Below are 19,343 nucleotides of genomic sequence, written 5' to 3'. Positions count from 1 at the left end.
GAAACACCTGTCAGGGCTACAAGCATAAAAGGTCGCCCCGAACCCGAGGCGACCTTTTTACTATTTCTAACGCCAAATTTAACATCTAGCGTCTAATATCTAATTCCTACTCCCACTCAATAGTTGCTGGTGGTTTCGAGCTGATGTCGTATACTACGCGGTTAATCCCGCGCACCTTGTTGATGATATCGTTGGATACCTTTGCAAGAAACTCGTATGGAAGGTGTGCCCAGTCGGCGGTCATACCATCGGTAGAGGTTACCGCACGAAGCGCCACCACAAACTCGTAGGTACGCTCGTCGCCCATAACGCCAACCGATTGTACGGGTAGCAGCATTACGCCAGCCTGCCAAACCTCCTTGTAAAGATCGGCGTCGCGCAAACCTTGGATAAAGATATGGTCGGCCTCCTGAAGTAGGGCAACCTTCTCCTCGGTAACCTCGCCTAGAATACGGATTCCAAGACCGGGACCTGGGAAAGGATGGCGTTCGAGGAACATAGCAGGAATCTCCAGCTGACGGCCTACACGACGAACCTCATCCTTAAATAAAAGGCGAAGCGGCTCAACCACCTTAAGGTTCATCTTATCGGGTAGTCCACCCACGTTGTGGTGCGACTTAATGGTCGCCGATGGGCCATTTACCGACACCGACTCGATAACATCGGGGTAGATGGTGCCCTGAGCCAGCCACTTTACATCTTGTATCTTGTGCGCCTCTACATCGAACACCTCGATGAAGTCGCGACCAATAATCTTACGCTTTCCTTCAGGATCGGTTTCGCCCTTAAGGTCGTTCCAGAACTTGTGGCGAGCATCAACGCCAATAACGTTTAGCCCAAGAATCTTGTAGGCCTCCATAACGCTCGTAAACTCGTCCTTACGGAGCAAGCCGTTATCAACAAAGATACAGGTTAGATTAGCGCCAATAGCCTTTTGAAGAAGAACGCCGGCAACGGTAGAATCCACCCCACCCGAAAGGGCAAGGATAACCTTATCGTTACCCAGCTGCTCGCGAAGCGAGTTTACGGTAGTCTCCACGTACGAAGCAGGAGTCCAATCCATAGAGCAGCCGCAGATACCAGCTACAAAGTTCTTGAGCAGCTGCAAGCCTTCGGTGCTGTGGTACACCTCGGGGTGGAACTGAATACCCCAGGTTTCCTCCCCTTCGATCTTGTAGCCAGCCACCTTCACGTCGTGCGTGCTGGCAACAATGTTGTAGGTATCAGGGATCGATACGATGGTATCGCCATGCGACATCCACACCTGCGATTGGTGGCTGATGGTGTGGAAAAGAGGATCGTCATCAACCACATGGGTAAGCTTAGCACGTCCATACTCGCGGCTGTTCGAGGCCTTAACCTCGCCACCGTAGTAGTGCGATAGAAACTGCGCTCCGTAGCAAACGCCAAGGAGTGGCACCTTACCTTTTATGGTTTCCAAATCGGGCACTGGCGCATCTTTATCGCGCACCGAAAATGGACTTCCCGACAGAATCACCCCCCTCACCGACGAGTCGAGCGCAGGAAAGTGGTTGTAAGGATGGATTTCGCAGTAAACATTAAGCTCGCGCACACGGCGTGCAATAAGCTGGGTGTACTGCGACCCAAAATCAAGAATTAAAATTTTCTCTTGCATATTAGTGTGGATGCTTAGTCCTTAAATCGTTTCAGTTCAATAGCGAAGGTTGATCCTTCTTTTGCCAGTTCGACATTCTCGAACTCCTCTTTAGCCTCGCGCAAAAATACCGAATAATCCTTATATCTGGAAGAGAAGTGGCCAACTACGAGCTTTTTAGCATTTGCCAGTCGGGCAATCTTAGCCGCCTGCTTTGCCGTGGAATGCCCGGTTTGGGCAGCCATCTTCTTAAGCTCCTCGGTGAAGGTTGCCTCGTGGTAGAGCAAATCTACATCCTTAACGTACTCGTGTACCCTGTTCGAATAGGCCGTATCCGAGCAGAAGGCGTACGAGCGGGGTTCGTAGGGGAGGTAGGTTAGCGACTCGTTGGGTATCACCTCACCATTATCGAGCATGAGGTCGGCGCCATTCCTAATTCGCACCACCTCGGCCAGCGACAGCTTGTACTTTTCGATCATCCACTTGTGGATGTTACGGTGCGGCGCCTTCTCCCTAAACAGGTATCCAAAGCACGACACCCGATGCTTAAGCGGGAAAGCCTCTACCTGCAACGAATCATCCTCATAAATAATCTCCTTCGACTTCACCGCTACCTCGTGGAATTCTATCTTATACTGAAACTCCTGTCCGAAGTACTTCAGATGATCGTCAAGAATACTCTTTAGTAGGCGATGCCCGTAGATGTGCAAGTCAGCCTTGCGCCCAAGCAGGTTCATGGTTGATAGCAAACCGTAAATGCCAAAGATATGGTCGCCATGCAGGTGGCTGATAAAGATGTGATTTATCCGTACCAGCTTAAAATGGTTACGACGTAGCTGGGTTTGGGTTCCCTCTCCGCAATCAATTAAAAAAAACCGCTCATGCACGTTGAGCGCATGAGCGGTTGGATATCGGTCTAAAGTCGGCAGAGCCGAACTTGTTCCTAGGATAGTGACGCTAAACTCCACTAAACTGCTGAGTTTTGAAAGAACGACCTAACTTCCTCCGGAGTTCCAGCAATGTTAAGTACGGTATCGAGCTGCGATAGCTTAACCAGCTGATCTACGGTTTCGGTTAAACCTGTCAAAACAAAGGTTCCATTTGCATTTTTGCACAAACGGTTAGCAACGAGAATAGCGCTTAACCCCGACGAATCACAATACTGGCAATTGCTCAGATCGAGAACTATATTAGATTCTCCATTGCCTGCAATAACCACCAACTCCGACTTTAAATCAGGAGCGATGTTGGTGTCAAGCTTAGAATCCACCACCTTAATCATGGTGTATTCGGGCAATTTTTCAATATTCAAATTCATCGTCTTTGCTTTTTATTCAACTATTCCTCAGCAGCGTTAGCCTTGCCTTCCATCTCAGACTTAAGAGCGGCTAGAGCATCGATATCACCAAGCGTAGTTGTTGGCTTATTCTCAACGTTAGTCTTCACCTTCTTAACTGTAGACTTTTGAGCACCGGCAGGCTTTGCCTTCTTATCAGCGCCTTCCGACTTCTTAGCGTCCTCGAAAGTACGGCTGTGAGAAACGATGATTCTCTTAGCACCCTTATTGAATTCGATAACCTTGAACTCAAGCTTCTCTTCTAGCTTAGCAGGAGTTCCATCTTCCTTAGTTAGATGCTTAGGAGTAGCAAAACCATCAACACCGTAAGGAAGAGCGATACGTGCACCCTTATCTTCTAGCTCAACGATAGTACCTTCATGGATAGAATCAACGGTGAATACAGTTTCGAATACATCCCATGGGTTTTCTTCAAGTTGCTTGTGACCAAGGCTCAAACGACGGTTTTCCTTATCGATTTCAAGAACTACAACTTCGATTTCAGCTCCAATTGAGGTGAACTCAGATGGGTGCTTAACCTTCTTAGTCCAAGAAAGGTCAGAGATATGGATTAAGCCATCTACGCCCTCTTCGATCTCAACAAATACACCAAAGTTGGTGAAGTTACGAACGCGAGCGGTGTGCTTAGAGTTAACAGCGTACTTTTCGTCGATGTTTTCCCATGGATCTTGACGAAGTTGCTTGATACCAAGCGACATCTTGCGCTCTTCGCGATCGAGGGTAAGGATAACAGCTTCAACTTCGTCGCCCACCTTAAGGAATTCTTGTGCGCTACGTAGGTGCTGAGACCAAGACATTTCAGAAACGTGGATAAGACCTTCAACGCCAGTTGCAATCTCAACGAATGCACCGTAGTCAGCCATAACCACAACTTTACCCTTAACCTTGTCACCAACCTTAAGGTTAGCATCAAGAGAATCCCATGGATGAGCAGTAAGTTGCTTAAGACCAAGGGCAATACGCTTCTTAGCGTCATCGAAGTCAAGGATAACAACGTTAAGTTTTTGATCTAGCTCAACAATTTCTTCTGGGTGATTAACACGACCCCAAGATAGGTCGGTGATATGGATAAGACCATCTACGCCACCAAGGTCGATGAATACACCGTAAGAAGTGATGTTCTTAACGGTTCCTTCAAGTACTTGACCCTTTTCAAGCTTAGCGATGATGTCTTTCTTTTGTTGTTCAAGTTCTTCCTCGATAAGAGCCTTGTGAGAAACTACAACGTTCTTGAACTCGTGGTTGATCTTAACGACCTTGAATTCCATAGTCTTACCTACGTAAACATCGTAATCGCGGATTGGCTTAACATCGATTTGAGAACCTGGAAGGAATGCTTCGATACCAAATACGTCAACGATCATACCACCACGGGTGCGGCACTTGATGTAACCCTTGATAACTTCGTCCTTGTCAAGAGCCTCGTTAACACGATCCCAAGAGCGGAGAACTCTTGCTTTTTTGTGTGAAAGGTTAAGCTGACCTTTTTTGTCTTCTTGGCTTTCTACGTAAACTTCTACGACATCGCCAATTTTAAGCTCTGGGTTGTAGCGGAATTCGTTTAGCGAAACAACGCCATCCGACTTGTAGCCAATGTTAACTACAACTTCGCGCTTGTTCATTGCGATAACGGTACCGTCAACTACTTCGTTAACTGCAACGTTAGAAAGTGTTTGGTCGTACTTTGTAAGGATGCTCTCCTTAGTATCGTCGTACAGACCTTCTTCTGATTCGAACGCATCCCAATCGAATTGATCTACAGGAATAGAAGCGTTCTTTGTTGCAAATTGCTTTGCGTTACCTTCTTCACGAAGGATTTCTTCATTGTTTGCCATTTAAATTAATTTTAAAGCAACTAATGGGTTAGACATTATTTATAGAAAACTCTGAGCTCGCAAAGGTACTCTTTCTTTCCATACAAAGAATAGATTATCAGTATTTTTTTAAGCTATTATAGCACTCTTTATTGTGCCTTTCTGGCTGCAATTACTGGAATAGCCATTTCCACCCTTGACGTTCGCCATTTTTGTATAAAACAACAGCATTCCACACTTAGAGAACACTCTTTTTTATAATTTTGGAATCTTTTGAAACAGACGTATGCTATAGAGAAAGCATCCTTGCTGTTCACCAAATCGAGAAAATAAAATTATACCGAATGAAAATAGCAGTTGTGGGAACCGGATACGTTGGGCTGGTAAGCGGAACCTGCTTTGCAGAAACCGGCACTATCGTTACCTGTGTTGATGTAAACGAGAAGAAAATATCGCAGCTTAATAGCGGCATCATTCCAATTTACGAGCCAGGTCTTGAGAATATGGTTAAGCGCAACGTCGAAAAGCAGCGCCTATTCTTTACCACCAACCTTAAAGATGCCATGGTTGGCGCCGAAGCAATCTTCATTGCTGTTGGAACGCCACCCGACGAGGATGGAAGCGCCGACCTAAAGCACGTATTGACAGTTGCCTCTGAAATAGGAAGGAACCTTCAAGTCTATACTGTTGTTGTAAACAAGAGCACCGTACCCGTTGGTACAGCGCAAAAGGTAAAAAATGTAATTAAGCAGGAACTCGAAAAGCGAGGCGTAAATATTCCATTCGATGTGGCATCAAACCCTGAGTTTTTAAAAGAAGGTAACGCCATCGACGACTTCCTGAAACCCGATCGAATTGTTGTGGGCACAGAATCGGAAGAGGCTCAAAAGCTGATGGGTAAGCTCTACAAGCCATTCTTGCTAAACGGACATCCTATCGTATTCATGGATCTACTATCGTCAGAGCTAACCAAGTATGCCGCAAATGCCATGCTGGCTACCAAGATCAGCTTCATTAACGACATAGCTAACCTATGCGAGATTGTAGGTGCCGACGTAAACCTTGTCCGTAAGGGTATTGGATCAGATTCCCGCATTGGCAATAAGTTTATCTACGCCGGTGCTGGTTACGGTGGCAGCTGCTTCCCTAAAGATGTTAAAGCGCTAATCAAGACCGCACAGGATCACAACCACACGCTCGAGATTCTAAAATCGGTTGAGAGCGTGAACGAAAGACAAAAGCAGATTGTTTACCATAGGGTTAAAGACTTCTTCAACGGTAATCTAAAAGGTAAGAAGATTGCCATGTGGGGACTCTCGTTTAAGCCCAACACCGACGATATGCGCGAAGCACCATCGGTGGTAATAATCGAAAGCCTCCTTAAAGATGGAGCAACGGTTTCGGCATACGACCCTGTTGCCATAAACGAGGCAAAACGAATCCTTGGCGACACCATTCAATACGCAACATCGCCCTACGAGGCCACCAAGAATGCAGATGCGCTAATCCTGATTACCGAATGGTCGGAGTTCAGGATCATCAACTTCGAGGAACTGGAGAAGAATATGAACCAAAAGGTGATCTTCGATGGACGTAACATCTACGACCCAGAGGAGATGCGCGAAAGAGGATACGTTTACTACAGCATAGGCAGAAAGCCCATCAACGGACCGAAATAGTACCAGCAATGAGACAAAAAAGGATATTAGTAACAGGAGGTGCCGGATTCCTTGGCTCGCATCTTTGCGAGCGCCTGCTAAACGATGGGCATGATGTAATCTGCCTCGACAACTTCTTTACAGGCTCTAAGGGGAACGTAGTTCATCTCCTGAATAATCCTTTTTTCGAGCTGGTTCGACACGATGTTATTGCCCCTTACTACGCCGAGGTAGACGAGATCTACAACCTTGCCTGCCCAGCATCGCCCATCCACTACCAGTACAACCCTATTAAAACGGTAAAAACATCGGTGATGGGCGCCATCAACATGTTGGGACTGGCAAAAAGAGTAAAGGCAAAAATCCTGCAGGCATCTACCAGCGAGGTTTACGGCGATCCGCTCGTACATCCGCAGCTAGAGGAGTACTGGGGCAACGTGAACCCGATTGGTAAGCGCTCGTGCTACGACGAGGGCAAGCGCTGCGCCGAAACCCTCTTTATGAACTACCACTACCAAAACGACGTCCGCGTCAAGATCGTCCGTATATTCAACACCTACGGTCCGCGAATGAAGGAGGCAGATGGTAGGGTGGTATCCAACTTCATCATTCAGGCGCTACGCAACGAGGATATCACGGTTTACGGCAATGGGCTGCAGACCCGCAGTTTTCAGTACGTCGATGACTTGGTGGAGGGTTTGATTCGGATGATGGCTACCAACGATGACGTAACCGGACCTATCAACCTTGGCAATCCAACGGAGTTCTCCATCTTGGAGCTAGCCCAAAAGGTTATCGAGCTAACCAACTCCAAATCGAAAATTGTTTTTGAGCCGCTTCCCTCCGACGATCCCATCCAGCGACAACCCAGCATCGAAAAGGCAAAGGCAATGCTGGGAGGCTGGGAACCTAGCATTCAACTAGACGATGGTCTACGAAAAACCATCGAGTACTTTAAAAACACGCTATAAGCCTACTGGTCTTATTGTATAGCATATATTTAATGGTCATTTTTGCACCGTAAAACAGCCAATATGAATAGAGAAACCTATACCGTTATAGGATGCAACGGGCAGCTGGGAAGCGAGCTAAAGGAGCTTTCCGCCAACCTGCCGATTGATTTCAAGTTCTACGACTACCCCGAAATCGATATCACCAAGAAGGGTGAACTGCTGGAAATTCTACGGAAGGATGCGCCAACGGTTATCATCAACTGTGCCGCCTACACGGCTGTTGACAAGGCCGAGAGCGAAAAGGATGCGGCGCTTGCCGTAAACGCCAATGGAGTAAAGAACCTTGCCGAGGCTGCCGAGGCGCTGGACGCATGGCTGATCCAAGTATCAACCGACTACGTGTTCGATGGCACCAGCTGCCGCCCCTACGTGGAGACCGATGCCACCAACCCGCAATCGGTGTACGGAGAGACAAAGCTGCAGGGCGAGAAAAACGCTACATCATATAATAAAGGTATTGTGATTCGTACCGCGTGGCTCTACTCCACCTACGGCAACAACTTCGTGAAGACGATGCTGCGCCTAGGCAAGGAGCGCGAAAACCTAAACGTGGTATTCGACCAAGTTGGAACGCCAACCTACGCCCGCGACTTGGCCAAAGCCATTCTCGCGGCAGCCGAAAAGGCATCGGCCACCAACGATACCAATCTTGCCGGCATCTACCACTACAGCAACGAGGGCGTGTGCAGCTGGTACGACTTTACCCGCGAGATCTTCGACATCGAAAGGATTGCCTGCAAGCTGTCGCCCATCGAAACCAAGGACTACCCTGCCCCTGCCAAGCGCCCGCAGTTTAGCGTCTTCAACAAAAATAAGATAAAGACCACCTTTGGCATCGAGATTCCGCACTGGAAGCACAGCTTAATGGAGTGTTTGAGTAAACTAAATAACAAGTAGAGATGAGCAATGCAATTGAGCCACAGATTGCCGAAAAGGCAATGGTTTGGATAAACGGCAGCTACGACGAAGCTACCAAGAAAGAGGTTAAGCGCCTGATGGACGAAGATCCCCAGGAGTTAAAGGAATCGTTCTACCAAAGCCTAGAGTTCGGCACCGGCGGCCTACGCGGCATTATGGGCGTGGGTACCAACCGCATGAACATCTACACCGTTGGTATGGCAACTCAAGGCTTGGCCAACTACATCAAGACACAGTTTGGCAGCGAGCCAGTAAAGGTGGCCATTGCCCACGACAGCCGCAACAACAGCCGCCTGTTTGCCGAAACTACCGCTAAGATCTTCGCCGCAAACGACATCACCGCATACCTGTTCGAGAGCCTACGCCCAACCCCCGAGCTGAGCTTCGCCATCCGCGAGCTGGGCTGCAAGGCGGGCGTGGTGGTTACCGCATCGCACAACCCCAAGGAGTACAACGGCTACAAGGTGTACTGGAGCGACGGCGCGCAGATCATCGCCCCACACGATAAGAACATCATCGCCGAGGTGAACAAGATTAGCAGCGTGGACGAGGTGAAGTTCGAAGGCGGCAACGGCAAGATTGAGATCATCGGCGAGGAGATCGACCGCAAGTACATCGATAAGCTGGCTACGCTTACGCTATCGCCCGAAATCATTAAAAAGCATGCCGACCTGAAGATTGTGTACACCCCCATCCACGGAACGGGCGCCAAGCTGGTACCGCCAACGCTGTCCCGCTTCGGCTTCAAGAATATCATCCACATCCCCGAGCAGGACGTGGCCGACGGCAACTTCCCAACCGTTAAGTCGCCCAACCCCGAGGAGAGCAGCGCCCTAGCAATGGCTATCGAAAAGGCTAAGGCCGAAAATGCCGACATCGTGCTGGCTACCGACCCCGATGCCGACCGCGTGGGCGTGGCCGTAAAAACCGCCGATGGCAGCTTCGAGCTCCTCAACGGCAACCAAACCGCCTCGCTCCTCTTCTACTACATGCTGAATAGGTGGAAGGAGAATGGGCTGCTACAGGGCAAGGAGTACATCGTTAAGACGATTGTGACCACCAACCTGCTGGCCGATATCGCCAAGAGCTACGGCGTGGAGGTGTTCAACGTGCTCACCGGGTTCAAGTTCATCGCCGACATCATCGGCAAGAACGAGGGCAAGAAGAAGTTCATCGTGGGTGGCGAGGAGAGCTACGGCTACCTGGCTGGCGAGTTCGTGCGCGACAAGGATGCGGTGATTGCCTGCGCCCTGATCGCCGAAACCACCGCTTGGGCCAAGGAGCTGGGTAAGACCCTCGACCAGCTGCTGAAGGAGATCTACGTGAAGTACGGCTTCTACAAGGAGCAGCTGCTGTCGGTTACCAAGAAGGGCATCAGCGGGCAGGAGGAGATCAAGCAAATGATGGCCGACTTCCGCAGCACACCACCTACGACCATCGCCGGATCGAAGGTAACCCTGGTGCACGACTACAAGGTCGGCGAAACGCTCGACCTGGCCACCGGCAGCCGCAGCGCCATCGACCTGCCCAAGTCCGACGTGCTACAGTTCGTCACCGCCGACGGCACCATCGTATCGGTACGCCCATCGGGCACCGAGCCTAAGATTAAGTTCTACTTTGGCGTTAAGGGTAGCCTAGCCAGCGTTGCCGACTACGGCAAGGTGAACGCCGAACTCGACGCCAAGGTGCAGCAGATTATTGCCGAGTTGAAGCTGAAGTAGGTACGCTCGTACAGAAGCATCATAAAGAAGCCCCGCTGCTAATGCAGTGGGGCTTCTTTTTTTGTAAAATCGGAGAAAGGCTAAAGGTGCTTACTTCTTCTTAACCTCTTTCTTCATCACCTTCTTTTCACCCTTTTTCATCTCCTTTTTCTCACCTTTTTTCATTTCCTTCATTTCCTTCTTCTCACCTTCCTTCATCTCCTTCTTCTCGGTTTTCTTCACTTCCTTCATTTCCTTCTTTGCCTTTGGCTTGGCCTCTTTCTTCATTGGTTCCTGAGCCATTAGCGAGCCTACAAAAAGTAGAGCAACGGCAAGCGTAAAAATCTTTTTCATGATCAAAATTTTTAAAATGATTGCAAACATTAAAACCGAAAATTGTACCGCTTTGTTTAATTTTTCATACAAAAAAATACAAACGCTTATTCAATAAATGCTATGGGGGATGATGCCAGCGGTTCCGGTGCTGCACCGCTGGCATCTCTTGGCGCTACAGCACCCCACAACGCCATCAGGCATGCAGAATGGGCTGTCGCAACGCTGCGGCAACAAAATATGCATGCATAACGGGCAGCCGCAGACCTGCGACAGGCAAAAATGTATACATAATGGGCCGCTGCAAACCCGCAGCAGGCAATTATACATGCACAATTGGGTGCTGCAATCCTGCGGTAAGCAATTCTGCATGCATATTGGCAACGGGCAAATCCTCATGGAGATTTGGTCGCTGCAATGCTGCGGCAGGCAAATCCTCATAGGGATTTGGTCGCTGCAAACCTGCGGCAAGCAAATCCTCATGGGGATTTTGGTGCTGCAAACCTGCGACAGGCAAATCCCCATAGGGAATGGGGCGCTGCAAACCTGCGACAGCCAAATCTCCATAGGGATTGCCCCCACAGACCCCAGAATGGCACCAAGCCCCTTGCGGGCAAGCCATTTGTTGGTACATTTGCCGAGAAACCATCAAAAGAAAACCCTAAAAGCATACCGCCCCATGAAATCGTACCGCAAGGAGCTCTGGTTCGAGACGCACCGCCGCCGCCAATTCATCAACATCACCCCCACCATCGAGGAGTGCCTGCGCGAGAGCGGCATCCGCGAGGGGCTGCTGCTGTGCAACGCCATGCACATCACCTCTTCTGTCTTTATTAATGATGATGAGAGCGGCCTGCACCACGACTTCGAGGTGTGGCTCGAGCGGCTGGCCCCCGAGAAGCCCCACGCCCAGTACCGCCACAACGGCTACGAGGATAACGCCGACGCCCACATGAAGCGCCAGGTGATGGGCCGCGAGGTGGTGTGCGCCGTCACCAACGGCCAGCTGGACTTCGGCCCCTGGGAGCAGATCTTCTACGGCGAGTTCGACGGCATGCGCCGCAAGCGGGTGCTGGTAAAGATTATTGGGGAGTAGGCCTACTCGAAGAACTTATCGGGAAAGTTAACCAGGTACACCTTTTCGGTGGCGCGGGTAAGGGCGGTGTAGAGCCAGCGCAGGTACTCCTTCGACACCATGTCGTCCACGAAGTACCCCTGATCGACGAACACCGTCTTCCACTGCCCGCCCTGCGCCTTGTGGCAGGTCACCGCGTTGGCGTACTTCACCTGCAGGGCGTTGAAGAACCGGTCGCGGCGCATCTCCTTGTAGCGCTTCTGCTTCGACCCGATGTGCAGGTAGTCCTCCGACACCTTTTGGAAGAACGTCCGGCTCTGGTCGTAGCTCAGCGAGGCCGAATCGGAAGTTAGCGTATCGAGCATGATGTAGCAGTCCACCTCCAGATCGCCGTAGTCCACCAGCCGCACTGTCACCTCGGCAAAGCGGAAGTCGTAGCGCTCGTGGTAGCGCCGGATGCGCACCACCTCCACGATGTCGCCATTGGCAATAAACTCCAGTTCCTTAAAGCCCTCTGTCCAGAAGTAGTTGTTCTTGACCACCATCAGCAGGTCGCCGCGCACCAGTTCCTCCTCGCGGTACAGGATACGGCTGCGGATGCCCTGGTTGTAGCGGTTGGCCAGCTTGTTGGAGCGGCACACCACAATGGTATCCTCAATGCCAACCGCATCGTAGGTGTCCGACAGCTTTTCGATGAGGTCGCCGCCCGAGATGCGCTCGATGTCGGCAAACCCATCCAGGCAAAACTTCGGCTGAACAACCTCGTTGGATTCTATCATCGACCGGATGGACGTTGCATTCTCCAGAATCCCCGACGCCTGATCCTGGCGAACCACCTCGCGGAGCCACACCTCCTCCACATCGGCGTAGTAGCCGAGCGTTCTACGGTCGAGCGCTGGGCTATCCTCCCGCCCAACAGGAGGCAGCTGGGCGCTATCGCCAAGCAGGATGAGCTTGCAGCTACGTCCTGCCTTTACGTAGGTGATCAAATCCTCAAGCAGGTTTCCGCTGCCAAACGTGTTAGCCTCTCGGCTCGAATCGGCAATCATCGAAGCCTCATCAACAATAAAAACGGTGTCGCTCGCCATGTTTCTATCGAGGGAGAACTTCGAAATAAAGTCATCCGCCGTCTTCTGCCGGTATATCTTCTTATGGATGGTAAGGGCCAGCTCGCCCGAGTAGGACGAGAGCACCTTTGCGGCCCTGCCCGTCGGTCCCAGCAGCTCCACCTTCTGCTGCATGCCCAGCAGCACCTTAACAAACGCGGCAACTAGCGATGTTTTACCCGTACCGGCAAAACCATGTATCTTGAGGATATAGAAGGGTCGCTCGTCGGTAACAATAGCGGCTAACGAATCAATAACCGAACGCTGCCCTGCGGTAGGTTCGAATACAAATTCTTTCAGCACCAGCTCTTCCACATAATTTTTCAGCATAGGAAACGCCCCTCGTTAGAGTTTTTCTTTATATTTGTGTACAAATGTGACAAACATAAGCCATTCTATCAAATGAAAAAAGCGCTTCAAATCGTCCTTTTGGTGGCAATCGTGATTTTGGGGTACATGCTTTACAGCAGCATCGCAACCCCAATCCGATACGAGGACGAGCAGGTTAAGCGCAACGCCAAGGTGATAGAGCGGCTCAAGGATATCCGAACAGCGCAGGTAGCGTACAAGTCGGAGTTTGGCAGGTACACGGGCAACTTTGACACCCTTGTTCGATTCGTAAAAACGGGAAACTTCAACGTAGAACAGCGCATTGGATCAGCAGACGACTCCATTGCCGTTGCCAAAGGGCTGCTAAAGCGCGTTAAGATCCAGATAAAGGTGATCGACTCGCTCTTTAAAGGGAATACGGCAAGAGTAGACTCCCTCCCCTTTATTCCTTACGGGGGAGGTAGCAAATTCGAAATGGGCGCAGGCGAGATAATGACAGCATCAAAGGTTCCCGTTAAGGTTTTCGAGGTAAAAGCGCCAGACGCCATTATATTCCGAAGTTTTATTGCCCGCAATAAAGGATATAGGCAAATTCTGGTCAACAAAATAGACGAAAAGAAAAAAGCAGATAAATATCCAGGGTTAAAAGTAGGCTCTCTTACCGAAGCCACCAACAACACTGGTAACTGGGAATAACACTATGGTAAAACAAGAACTTCTTGATCAAAAACTTGCTCTCGATCAAACCGAGCAGTACAAGTTATCCATTCAAGTTAGCGTGAATGGATTTTCTTTTTGCTGTTTGGATGACAGAACAAAGCGATTCGTAGCCCTAAAAGACTACTCCATAGCCAACTTATCGGGAACGTTTGATGAGCTATGCTTTAGCATCGAGCGTATCGTAAAGGAAGACGAGCTGCTTAAACGCCCTTTCAAGGAGGTAAAATGCATGCTCGTTAGCCAAATGTTTACGCTTATTCCCGCTGAATTCTTCATAAAGGAGAAGTCGTTTGAATACCTAAAGGCATTAATCCCATTCTCATCGAATGAGGTAGAGGTTCACCACGCACAAGTAAAGAATAGTAGCATCATATCGGTTTACGCACTCCCCAAAAGCATAACATCGGCAATAAAGGAAATGCATCCAACAGCAACGTTCTACAACCAAAGCGTGCCTCAAATCAGCAAGCAGCTGGCAGAAAAAACTACCAGTCAGCATCAGCTGTCGATGTTCATTCACGAGAACTTGGCATGCTTTAGCCTGATGGACAATGGGAGCCTGAAGATATATACCACCTACGCCATCGAAAGTTCCAGCGATTTGGTATACTACGCACTTCTACTCCTAAAGGAGCACGAAATACAGCCCAACGACGTTGAAGTCTACCTAAGCGGCACCGTAGAAAAGCAGAGTTCTCGATTTGCAGAGCTAAGCCAATACCTGCCCAATCTTGCTCTCGATTTGGTTCCCAAAGGGTACGAATATTCCTACCTGTTTAAGTACAGAGCAGAGCACCAGTTTGCCAATCTTTTTAAGCTAGTTGAATGCGAATAGTAAGCGGAAAGTATAGGGGAAGACATATTGTCCCACCTAAGAATTTTAAGGCACGACCAACCACGGATTTTGCCAAAGAGAGTTTGTTCAACATCATTTCGAATAACTACAACTTCGAGAATATTTCAGCACTCGACCTCTTCTCGGGAACAGGAGGCATCAGCTACGAGCTAGCCTCGCGCGGATGTCCCGATGTAGTATCGGTTGAGCTAAACCCGGTTCATCATGGGTTCATTAAAAAGACTATTGAAGAACTTGGTTTTAAAGAACAAATTCGCGCCATAAAGCAGAACGCATTTGTCTTTCTGAAAGGCTGCAACCAAAAGTTTGACCTGATATTTGCCGATCCTCCCTACGACATGGAGGGCATTGAGCAGCTACACGACATTATTTTTGAAAAAAATATGCTTACTGACGAAGGTTGGTTTATCCTAGAACACTCGAAAGATAGAGAGTTCAGCGACAAACCATTTTTCATCGAAAGGCGCAACTACGGAAGCGTAAACTTTAGCATTTTCGGCAAAGAGTAGCGCCATTTTTTTTTCGGAGCTATTGCGGATAAAAAATCAATTGCTACCTTTGCAACGCAATTGAGGAAAGGCAAAAGCCCCAATCAGGAGCAAATCTGGTTCGGTAGTTCAGTTGGTTAGAATGCCGCCCTGTCACGGCGGAGGTCGCGAGTTCGAGTCTCGTCCGGACCGCTCTAGAAAAGCGGAAGTAAAGCAAGTTCTTAAAATTATTGGTTCGGTAGTTCAGTTGGTTAGAATGCCGCCCTGTCACGGCGGAGGTCGCGAGTTCGAGTCTCGTCCGGACCGCTCTAGAAAGCGGAAGTAAAAGCAAGTTCTTAAAATTATTGGTTCGGTAGTTCAGTTGGTTAGAATGCCGCCCTGTCACGGCGGAGGTCGCGAGTTCGAGTCTCGTCCGGACCGCTCTAGAAAGCGGAAGTAAAAGCAAGTTCTTAAAATTATTGGTTCGGTAGTTCAGTTGGTTAGAATGCCGCCCTGTCACGGCGGAGGTCGCGAGTTCGAGTCTCGTCCGGACCGCTCTAGAAAAGCAAAAAAAGAAGCCTCGCAAATAAATTTTGCGAGGCTTCTTTTTTATTATACCCTCATATAAACATGCAGCAAACTTCTTTTATTTTTTACCATTAGAAGGTTGAATTTGTTCTGTAAGCAGGACTGGATTAATATATCACCATGAAGAACCTGCTACAAACACTTAAAATCACAATCCTACTTTGCTTTTTCCCATTTTCAGGCATCTGCCAAGAAAAGGAGCTGGCATCATCGTTCTTACTTAAACTAGACAACGACTACCTGAGCATTAAAATGCGCGGTAGCGATCGATATTACACCTGTGGAATTCTTTTGGAGTATGCTTCACAAGCCAGAAGTAGAAATATCTTCGATAGAATTGCCATTGCTCCTTCTGATAGTTCTTTTCAAATTCGGTCTATTTCACTCGATCACCAAACCTATACTCCTCATCATATAGGTAATTCGCAACTCCAAGTTGGAGATTACCCCTATGTGGGACTTTTTGTGGTTAACTATGGCAATAGATTTTTAGAAAAAGACTACTCCTTCACCTCGACACTAACGCTTGGAATACAAGGCAAAGCAGCCCTTAGCTGCGAAGTTCAATCGTTCTTACACCAAAAGGTATTCCACTCAAACATTCCACAAGGATGGAAGTATCAGCTTCCAAATGACATTGCAGCGTGCTATACTTTTTCGTTTGACAAGAAGCTTTATAGCACAACACGCGCTGAATTTTTGGGTAATGCTACGCTACAATTTGGAACTCTTCATAACACCTTTAAACTCGGCGGGCTTTTTCGTTTTGGGAGATTTTATAATTTCTTCGATCCTCGTGCTTGGCTATTTACGAGGGAGAAACGCTTCGCAAAGAGACAACTTTACATTACAGTTGAGCCGTACCTGAAATTTGTTCAAGGAAACTCGCTGCTAGAAGGCGGACCTACAAATGCACCTGGACCTGCATGGGGGAAGCCTGGAGCGAAGTACTACCACATCAACCGCGACCAAATGGAGCGGATTGTATATGGTTATAGCTGGACCTTATGCTACGTTAGCCGATGGTATTCCATTGCATTCCAAGAGCACCTACAATCAGCAGAAATAAAAGGGTTGCCTGCTCACGAATATGGGACTGTGATATTTGCTATAAAGCTATAATACTACCACTGCCCCCCTATCTCCTACGCCAGCTCCGATAGCTCTAACCAACGCATAGATTTCTCGTCAATAAGGTCGATCACTACGCCAATTCTGTTGGACTTCTCTATGAGTTCGTCGGCGCTGAGCGCTCCTGAGTTGAGCTGCTGCTCGATCTGCGCTTTTTCGGTCTCCAAGTCGGCAATCTCCTGCTCCAATCGCTCGTACTCGCGCTTCTCGTTGAAGGTCATCTTGCGTGGGCGGCTGGTTTCCTTAACGGCGGGCTTCTCCTTTGCTGCGGCAGCCTGCTGGGCGGCCTTTTGTGCTTCGCGCTGCTCCTGCTCGCGCTGGATGGCCCACTCGCGGTAGTCGCTGTAGTTGCCGGGGAAGTCCTTTATTTCGCCATCACCATCGAAAGCGAATATGTGATCTACCACCTTATCCATAAAGTAGCGGTCGTGCGAAACGACGATTACGCAGCCGGTAAAGCTTTGGAGGTAATCTTCGAGCACCTGCAGCGTCATTATGTCGAGGTCGTTGGTGGGTTCGTCGAGGATGAGGAAGTTGGGGTTCTGCATTAGGATGGTGCAGAGGTACAGGCGGCGCTTCTCGCCCCCGCTTAGCTTGTAGATGTAGCTGTGCTGCACCTCGGGCGGGAAGAGGAAGTGGTTGAGGAACTGCGATACGGTAAGGTTGGTGCCATCGCCCAGCTTTACCACCTCGGCAACCTGGCGGGCGGCATCGATCACCTTCATCTGCTCGTCGAACTGGAGGCCCTCCTGACGGTAGTAGCCAAACACAACGGTTTCGCCGATATCGATCTTCCCAGAATCGGGCCTTATGGTCCCGACCAGCGTGTTGAGGAAGGTGGACTTACCCGTTCCGTTCTTGCCGATGACGCCCAGCTTCTCGAAGCGCGAGAAGGTGTAGGTGAGATCGTCGAGGATTACCTTATCGCCAAAGCGCTTGCTGACGTTGTTCATCTCGAAAATCTTGCTCCCCAAACGTGACGCCTCCACCTCTAGGCGAATGGCCCCGTCGTTGCGCTTCTGCGAAGCCTTATCCTTTAGCGTGTAGAAGGAGTCGATGCGGGCCTTCTGCTTGGTTCCGCGGGCTGATGGCTGGCGGCGCATCCACTCCAGCTCGCGGCGGAAGAGGTTCTGCGCCTTATCGACCTCGGCGTTGAAGCTGGCGAGGCGCTCCTCGCGCTTCTCGAGGTAGTAGCTGTAGTTGCCGCGGTAGGGTATTATGATGCCATGGTCCAATTCGAGGATGGTGTTGCAGACACGATCGAGGAAGTAGCGGTCGTGCGTTACCATGAGCAGGGTGATGCGGGTTTTGGCGAGGTAGTCCTCCAGCCACTCCACCATCTCGAGGTCGAGGTGGTTGGTGGGCTCATCGAGGATGAGGAAGTCGGGCTCGTTGAGCAGCACGTTGGCCAGCGCCACGCGCTTCTGCTGCCCCCCCGAGAGGGTTTCGACCTTCTGCTCGAAATCGTCGATCTTGAGCTGCGTGAGGATCATCTTGGCCTTCACCTCCAAGTCCCAAGCCTTGAGCACGTCCATCTGGTGCAGCACCTCGTCGAGCCCGTCGGTTTGGTTGTGCTTCACCATCTCCTCGTAGCGGGCAATCAGGTGCACCGCCTCGCTGGATGAGGTGAAGGCGGCATCGAGCACCGACATCCCCGCCCTAAACTCGGGGCTCTGCTCCAGGTATCCTACCCGGATATCGTTACGGAAGATGACCGATCCCTTATCAATCCCCTCGCGGCCGGCTATCATGCTGAGCAGGGTGGTCTTCCCTGCCCCATTGCGGGCGATAAGGGCCACGCGGTCGCCCTCGTTAATGCCGAAGGATAGATTCTCGAATAGGATTAGGTCGCCAAACGACTTGGATAGGTTATCGACTTGTAGAAATGCTGACATGGACGCTCTAAATTTTGGCCAAAGGTAAACATTTAATCAGATGCTCAACTCCAGACTTCGGATAAGGGCCAGGGATTTCATGTGAAAGTAATTGTCTTTTTAATGGTCACATGCATTCATGCTCGTTTCGCTTTTACCCCAATGCCTGCCAGCAAACCTACAACCAACGCTGTGAAATCCTAAGCGCCGCATCCACCCCTAAATCCCCGAAAGGGGACTTCGCGGTGGCTCATGGGAGGTCTATCTTTCCGTAGTCCGATAGCGTACCCCAACCGGATGCCGGGCGAGCATACTTCCCCGATAGCGAACCCCAACCGGGTGCCGGGCGAGTACACTTCCCCGATAGCGTACCCTAACCGGGTGCCGGGAAGGGTACACTTCCCCGATAGCGTACCCCAACCGGATGCCGGGAAGGGTATACTTCCCCGATAGCGTACCCTAACTGGGTGCCGGACGAGTACACTTCCCCGATAGCGTATCCCAACCAGGTGCCGGGAAGGGTATACTCCCCCGATAGCGTACCCCAACTGGGTGCCGGGCGAGTATACTTCCCCGATAGCATACCCCAACCGGGAGCCGGGCGAGTACACTTCCCCAATAGCGTAACCCAACCGGATGCCGGGCGAGTACACTTCCCCGATAGCGTACCCTAACTAAGCGTAGCCTCCTCGCTCAGCGAGGGCAATCCGAGGACTGGTAGTGGGTTGATGAAGAAGGCACAACAAGCATCATCGTAGACAAAAAAAAAGAGACGGATAAATAATCCG

The 19,343-nt window shown here is 50.0% G+C and carries 16 protein-coding genes and 4 tRNA genes; 13 read left to right on the top strand and 7 right to left on the bottom strand.

Annotated elements, in window-relative coordinates; translation table 11 throughout:
- Positions 1 to 106: 106 nt before the first annotated feature.
- From guaA to rpsA, 4 genes are read right to left on the bottom strand one after another with little or no spacing between them, the layout of a single operon-like run.
- Positions 107 to 1,636, bottom strand: a complete 1,530-nt coding sequence (gene guaA, locus ACHZA1_RS14965; protein WP_320052667.1) for a glutamine-hydrolyzing GMP synthase — start codon at positions 1,634 to 1,636, stop codon at positions 107 to 109.
- A 14-nt stretch (positions 1,637 to 1,650) separates the two neighbouring features.
- Complete coding sequence (locus tag ACHZA1_RS14960) at positions 1,651 to 2,583, bottom strand: ribonuclease Z (protein ID WP_320052666.1); 933 nt, start codon at positions 2,581 to 2,583, stop codon at positions 1,651 to 1,653.
- Positions 2,583 to 2,933, bottom strand: coding sequence for an STAS domain-containing protein (locus tag ACHZA1_RS14955; RefSeq protein WP_320052665.1), 351 nt, complete (start codon positions 2,931 to 2,933; stop codon positions 2,583 to 2,585). Before ACHZA1_RS14955 ends, ACHZA1_RS14960 begins: the two co-directional genes overlap by 1 nt.
- A gap of 20 nt (positions 2,934 to 2,953) precedes the next feature.
- On the bottom strand, positions 2,954 to 4,807 hold the full coding sequence (rpsA, locus tag ACHZA1_RS14950) for a 30S ribosomal protein S1 (protein ID WP_320052664.1): 1,854 nt from the start codon (positions 4,805 to 4,807) through the stop codon (positions 2,954 to 2,956).
- Between the two features lie 323 nt (positions 4,808 to 5,130).
- On the opposite strand from rpsA, the gene ACHZA1_RS14945 reads away from it, so the two are divergent.
- From ACHZA1_RS14945 to ACHZA1_RS14930, 4 genes are all read left to right on the top strand, one after another.
- Positions 5,131 to 6,465 (top strand): UDP-glucose/GDP-mannose dehydrogenase family protein, encoded by a 1,335-nt coding sequence (locus ACHZA1_RS14945; RefSeq protein WP_320052663.1) that lies wholly within the window; start codon positions 5,131 to 5,133, stop codon positions 6,463 to 6,465.
- Between the two features lie 8 nt (positions 6,466 to 6,473).
- On the top strand, positions 6,474 to 7,415 hold the full coding sequence (locus ACHZA1_RS14940; protein WP_320052662.1) for a UDP-glucuronic acid decarboxylase family protein: 942 nt from the start codon (positions 6,474 to 6,476) through the stop codon (positions 7,413 to 7,415).
- Positions 7,416 to 7,478: 63 nt separating this feature from the next.
- The gene (rfbD, locus tag ACHZA1_RS14935) at positions 7,479 to 8,354 is read left to right on the top strand and encodes a dTDP-4-dehydrorhamnose reductase (RefSeq protein WP_320052661.1); all 876 of its coding nucleotides are present in this window, start codon (positions 7,479 to 7,481) and stop codon (positions 8,352 to 8,354) included.
- A 2-nt stretch (positions 8,355 to 8,356) separates the two neighbouring features.
- Positions 8,357 to 10,096 carry a phospho-sugar mutase gene (locus ACHZA1_RS14930; protein WP_320052660.1) on the top strand — a complete coding sequence of 580 codons (1,740 nt, stop codon included), beginning with the start codon at positions 8,357 to 8,359 and terminating at the stop codon, positions 10,094 to 10,096.
- A gap of 90 nt (positions 10,097 to 10,186) precedes the next feature.
- Here ACHZA1_RS14930 and ACHZA1_RS14925 read toward each other — a convergent pair whose 3' ends face one another.
- Complete coding sequence (locus tag ACHZA1_RS14925; protein ID WP_320052659.1) at positions 10,187 to 10,429, bottom strand: hypothetical protein; 243 nt, start codon at positions 10,427 to 10,429, stop codon at positions 10,187 to 10,189.
- 109 nt (positions 10,430 to 10,538) lie between these two features.
- Between ACHZA1_RS14925 and ACHZA1_RS14920 the strand changes: the two genes are divergently transcribed.
- On the top strand, positions 10,539 to 11,504 hold the full coding sequence (locus ACHZA1_RS14920; protein WP_320052658.1) for a secondary thiamine-phosphate synthase enzyme YjbQ: 966 nt from the start codon (positions 10,539 to 10,541) through the stop codon (positions 11,502 to 11,504).
- 2 nt (positions 11,505 to 11,506) lie between these two features.
- Here the strand turns inward: ACHZA1_RS14920 and ACHZA1_RS14915 are convergent, their stop codons facing one another.
- A complete protein-coding gene (locus tag ACHZA1_RS14915) occupies positions 11,507 to 12,919 on the bottom strand; it encodes an ATP-binding domain-containing protein (protein WP_320052657.1) in 1,413 nt (470 codons plus the stop codon).
- Between the two features lie 72 nt (positions 12,920 to 12,991).
- Between ACHZA1_RS14915 and ACHZA1_RS14910 the strand changes: the two genes are divergently transcribed.
- The 8 genes from ACHZA1_RS14910 (at position 12,992) to ACHZA1_RS14875 (ending at position 16,672) form a co-directional block, all read left to right on the top strand.
- Positions 12,992 to 13,615, top strand: coding sequence for a hypothetical protein (locus tag ACHZA1_RS14910; protein WP_320052656.1), 624 nt, complete (start codon positions 12,992 to 12,994; stop codon positions 13,613 to 13,615).
- 4 nt (positions 13,616 to 13,619) lie between these two features.
- Positions 13,620 to 14,474, top strand: a complete 855-nt coding sequence (locus ACHZA1_RS14905; RefSeq protein ID WP_320052655.1) for a DUF3822 family protein — start codon at positions 13,620 to 13,622, stop codon at positions 14,472 to 14,474.
- The gene (locus ACHZA1_RS14900; RefSeq protein ID WP_320052654.1) at positions 14,465 to 15,004 is read left to right on the top strand and encodes an RsmD family RNA methyltransferase; all 540 of its coding nucleotides are present in this window, start codon (positions 14,465 to 14,467) and stop codon (positions 15,002 to 15,004) included. The genes ACHZA1_RS14905 and ACHZA1_RS14900 overlap by 10 nt, the downstream gene beginning before the upstream one ends.
- 97 nt (positions 15,005 to 15,101) lie before the next feature.
- Positions 15,102 to 15,175 (top strand) — tRNA-Asp (locus ACHZA1_RS14895).
- A 40-nt stretch (positions 15,176 to 15,215) separates the two neighbouring features.
- A tRNA-Asp gene (locus ACHZA1_RS14890) sits at positions 15,216 to 15,289 on the top strand.
- A 40-nt stretch (positions 15,290 to 15,329) separates the two neighbouring features.
- A tRNA-Asp gene (locus ACHZA1_RS14885) sits at positions 15,330 to 15,403 on the top strand.
- Positions 15,404 to 15,443: 40 nt separating this feature from the next.
- A tRNA-Asp gene (locus ACHZA1_RS14880) sits at positions 15,444 to 15,517 on the top strand.
- Between the two features lie 153 nt (positions 15,518 to 15,670).
- On the top strand, positions 15,671 to 16,672 hold the full coding sequence (locus tag ACHZA1_RS14875; RefSeq protein WP_320052653.1) for a lipid A-modifier LpxR family protein: 1,002 nt from the start codon (positions 15,671 to 15,673) through the stop codon (positions 16,670 to 16,672).
- Between the two features lie 23 nt (positions 16,673 to 16,695).
- Here the strand turns inward: ACHZA1_RS14875 and ACHZA1_RS14870 are convergent, their stop codons facing one another.
- Positions 16,696 to 18,576: an ABC-F family ATP-binding cassette domain-containing protein gene (locus ACHZA1_RS14870; protein WP_320052652.1), complete on the bottom strand. Its 1,881-nt coding sequence runs from the start codon at positions 18,574 to 18,576 to the stop codon at positions 16,696 to 16,698.
- Positions 18,577 to 19,343 lie beyond the last annotated feature (767 nt).

Origin of the sequence: uncultured Acetobacteroides sp. (assembly GCF_963667355.2) — a bacterium.
In the GTDB taxonomy this organism is placed as follows: Bacteria; Bacteroidota; Bacteroidia; order Bacteroidales; family ZOR0009; genus Acetobacteroides.
This window is presented reverse-complemented; position numbering and strand designations above follow the sequence as displayed.

What these genes read in the sequence shown, in the direction of transcription:
- ACHZA1_RS14945 (WP_320052663.1), top strand. Translation starts at nt 5,131, where the DNA reads ATGAAAATAGCAGTTGTGGGAACCGGATACGTTGGGCTGGTAAGCGGA.
- rfbD (WP_320052661.1), top strand. Translation starts at nt 7,479, where the DNA reads ATGAATAGAGAAACCTATACCGTTATAGGATGCAACGGGCAGCTGGGA.
- ACHZA1_RS14915 (WP_320052657.1), bottom strand. Translation starts at nt 12,919, where the DNA reads ATGCTGAAAAATTATGTGGAAGAGCTGGTGCTGAAAGAATTTGTATTC.
- ACHZA1_RS14905 (WP_320052655.1), top strand. Translation starts at nt 13,620, where the DNA reads ATGGTAAAACAAGAACTTCTTGATCAAAAACTTGCTCTCGATCAAACC.
- ACHZA1_RS14930 (WP_320052660.1), top strand. Translation starts at nt 8,357, where the DNA reads ATGAGCAATGCAATTGAGCCACAGATTGCCGAAAAGGCAATGGTTTGG.
- ACHZA1_RS14940 (WP_320052662.1), top strand. Translation starts at nt 6,474, where the DNA reads ATGAGACAAAAAAGGATATTAGTAACAGGAGGTGCCGGATTCCTTGGC.
- ACHZA1_RS14870 (WP_320052652.1), bottom strand. Translation starts at nt 18,576, where the DNA reads ATGTCAGCATTTCTACAAGTCGATAACCTATCCAAGTCGTTTGGCGAC.
- guaA (WP_320052667.1), bottom strand. Translation starts at nt 1,636, where the DNA reads ATGCAAGAGAAAATTTTAATTCTTGATTTTGGGTCGCAGTACACCCAG.
- ACHZA1_RS14955 (WP_320052665.1), bottom strand. Translation starts at nt 2,933, where the DNA reads ATGAATTTGAATATTGAAAAATTGCCCGAATACACCATGATTAAGGTG.
- ACHZA1_RS14910 (WP_320052656.1), top strand. Translation starts at nt 12,992, where the DNA reads ATGAAAAAAGCGCTTCAAATCGTCCTTTTGGTGGCAATCGTGATTTTG.
- rpsA (WP_320052664.1), bottom strand. Translation starts at nt 4,807, where the DNA reads ATGGCAAACAATGAAGAAATCCTTCGTGAAGAAGGTAACGCAAAGCAA.
- ACHZA1_RS14875 (WP_320052653.1), top strand. Translation starts at nt 15,671, where the DNA reads ATGAAGAACCTGCTACAAACACTTAAAATCACAATCCTACTTTGCTTT.
- ACHZA1_RS14920 (WP_320052658.1), top strand. Translation starts at nt 10,539, where the DNA reads ATGATGCCAGCGGTTCCGGTGCTGCACCGCTGGCATCTCTTGGCGCTA.
- ACHZA1_RS14925 (WP_320052659.1), bottom strand. Translation starts at nt 10,429, where the DNA reads ATGAAAAAGATTTTTACGCTTGCCGTTGCTCTACTTTTTGTAGGCTCG.
- ACHZA1_RS14900 (WP_320052654.1), top strand. Translation starts at nt 14,465, where the DNA reads ATGCGAATAGTAAGCGGAAAGTATAGGGGAAGACATATTGTCCCACCT.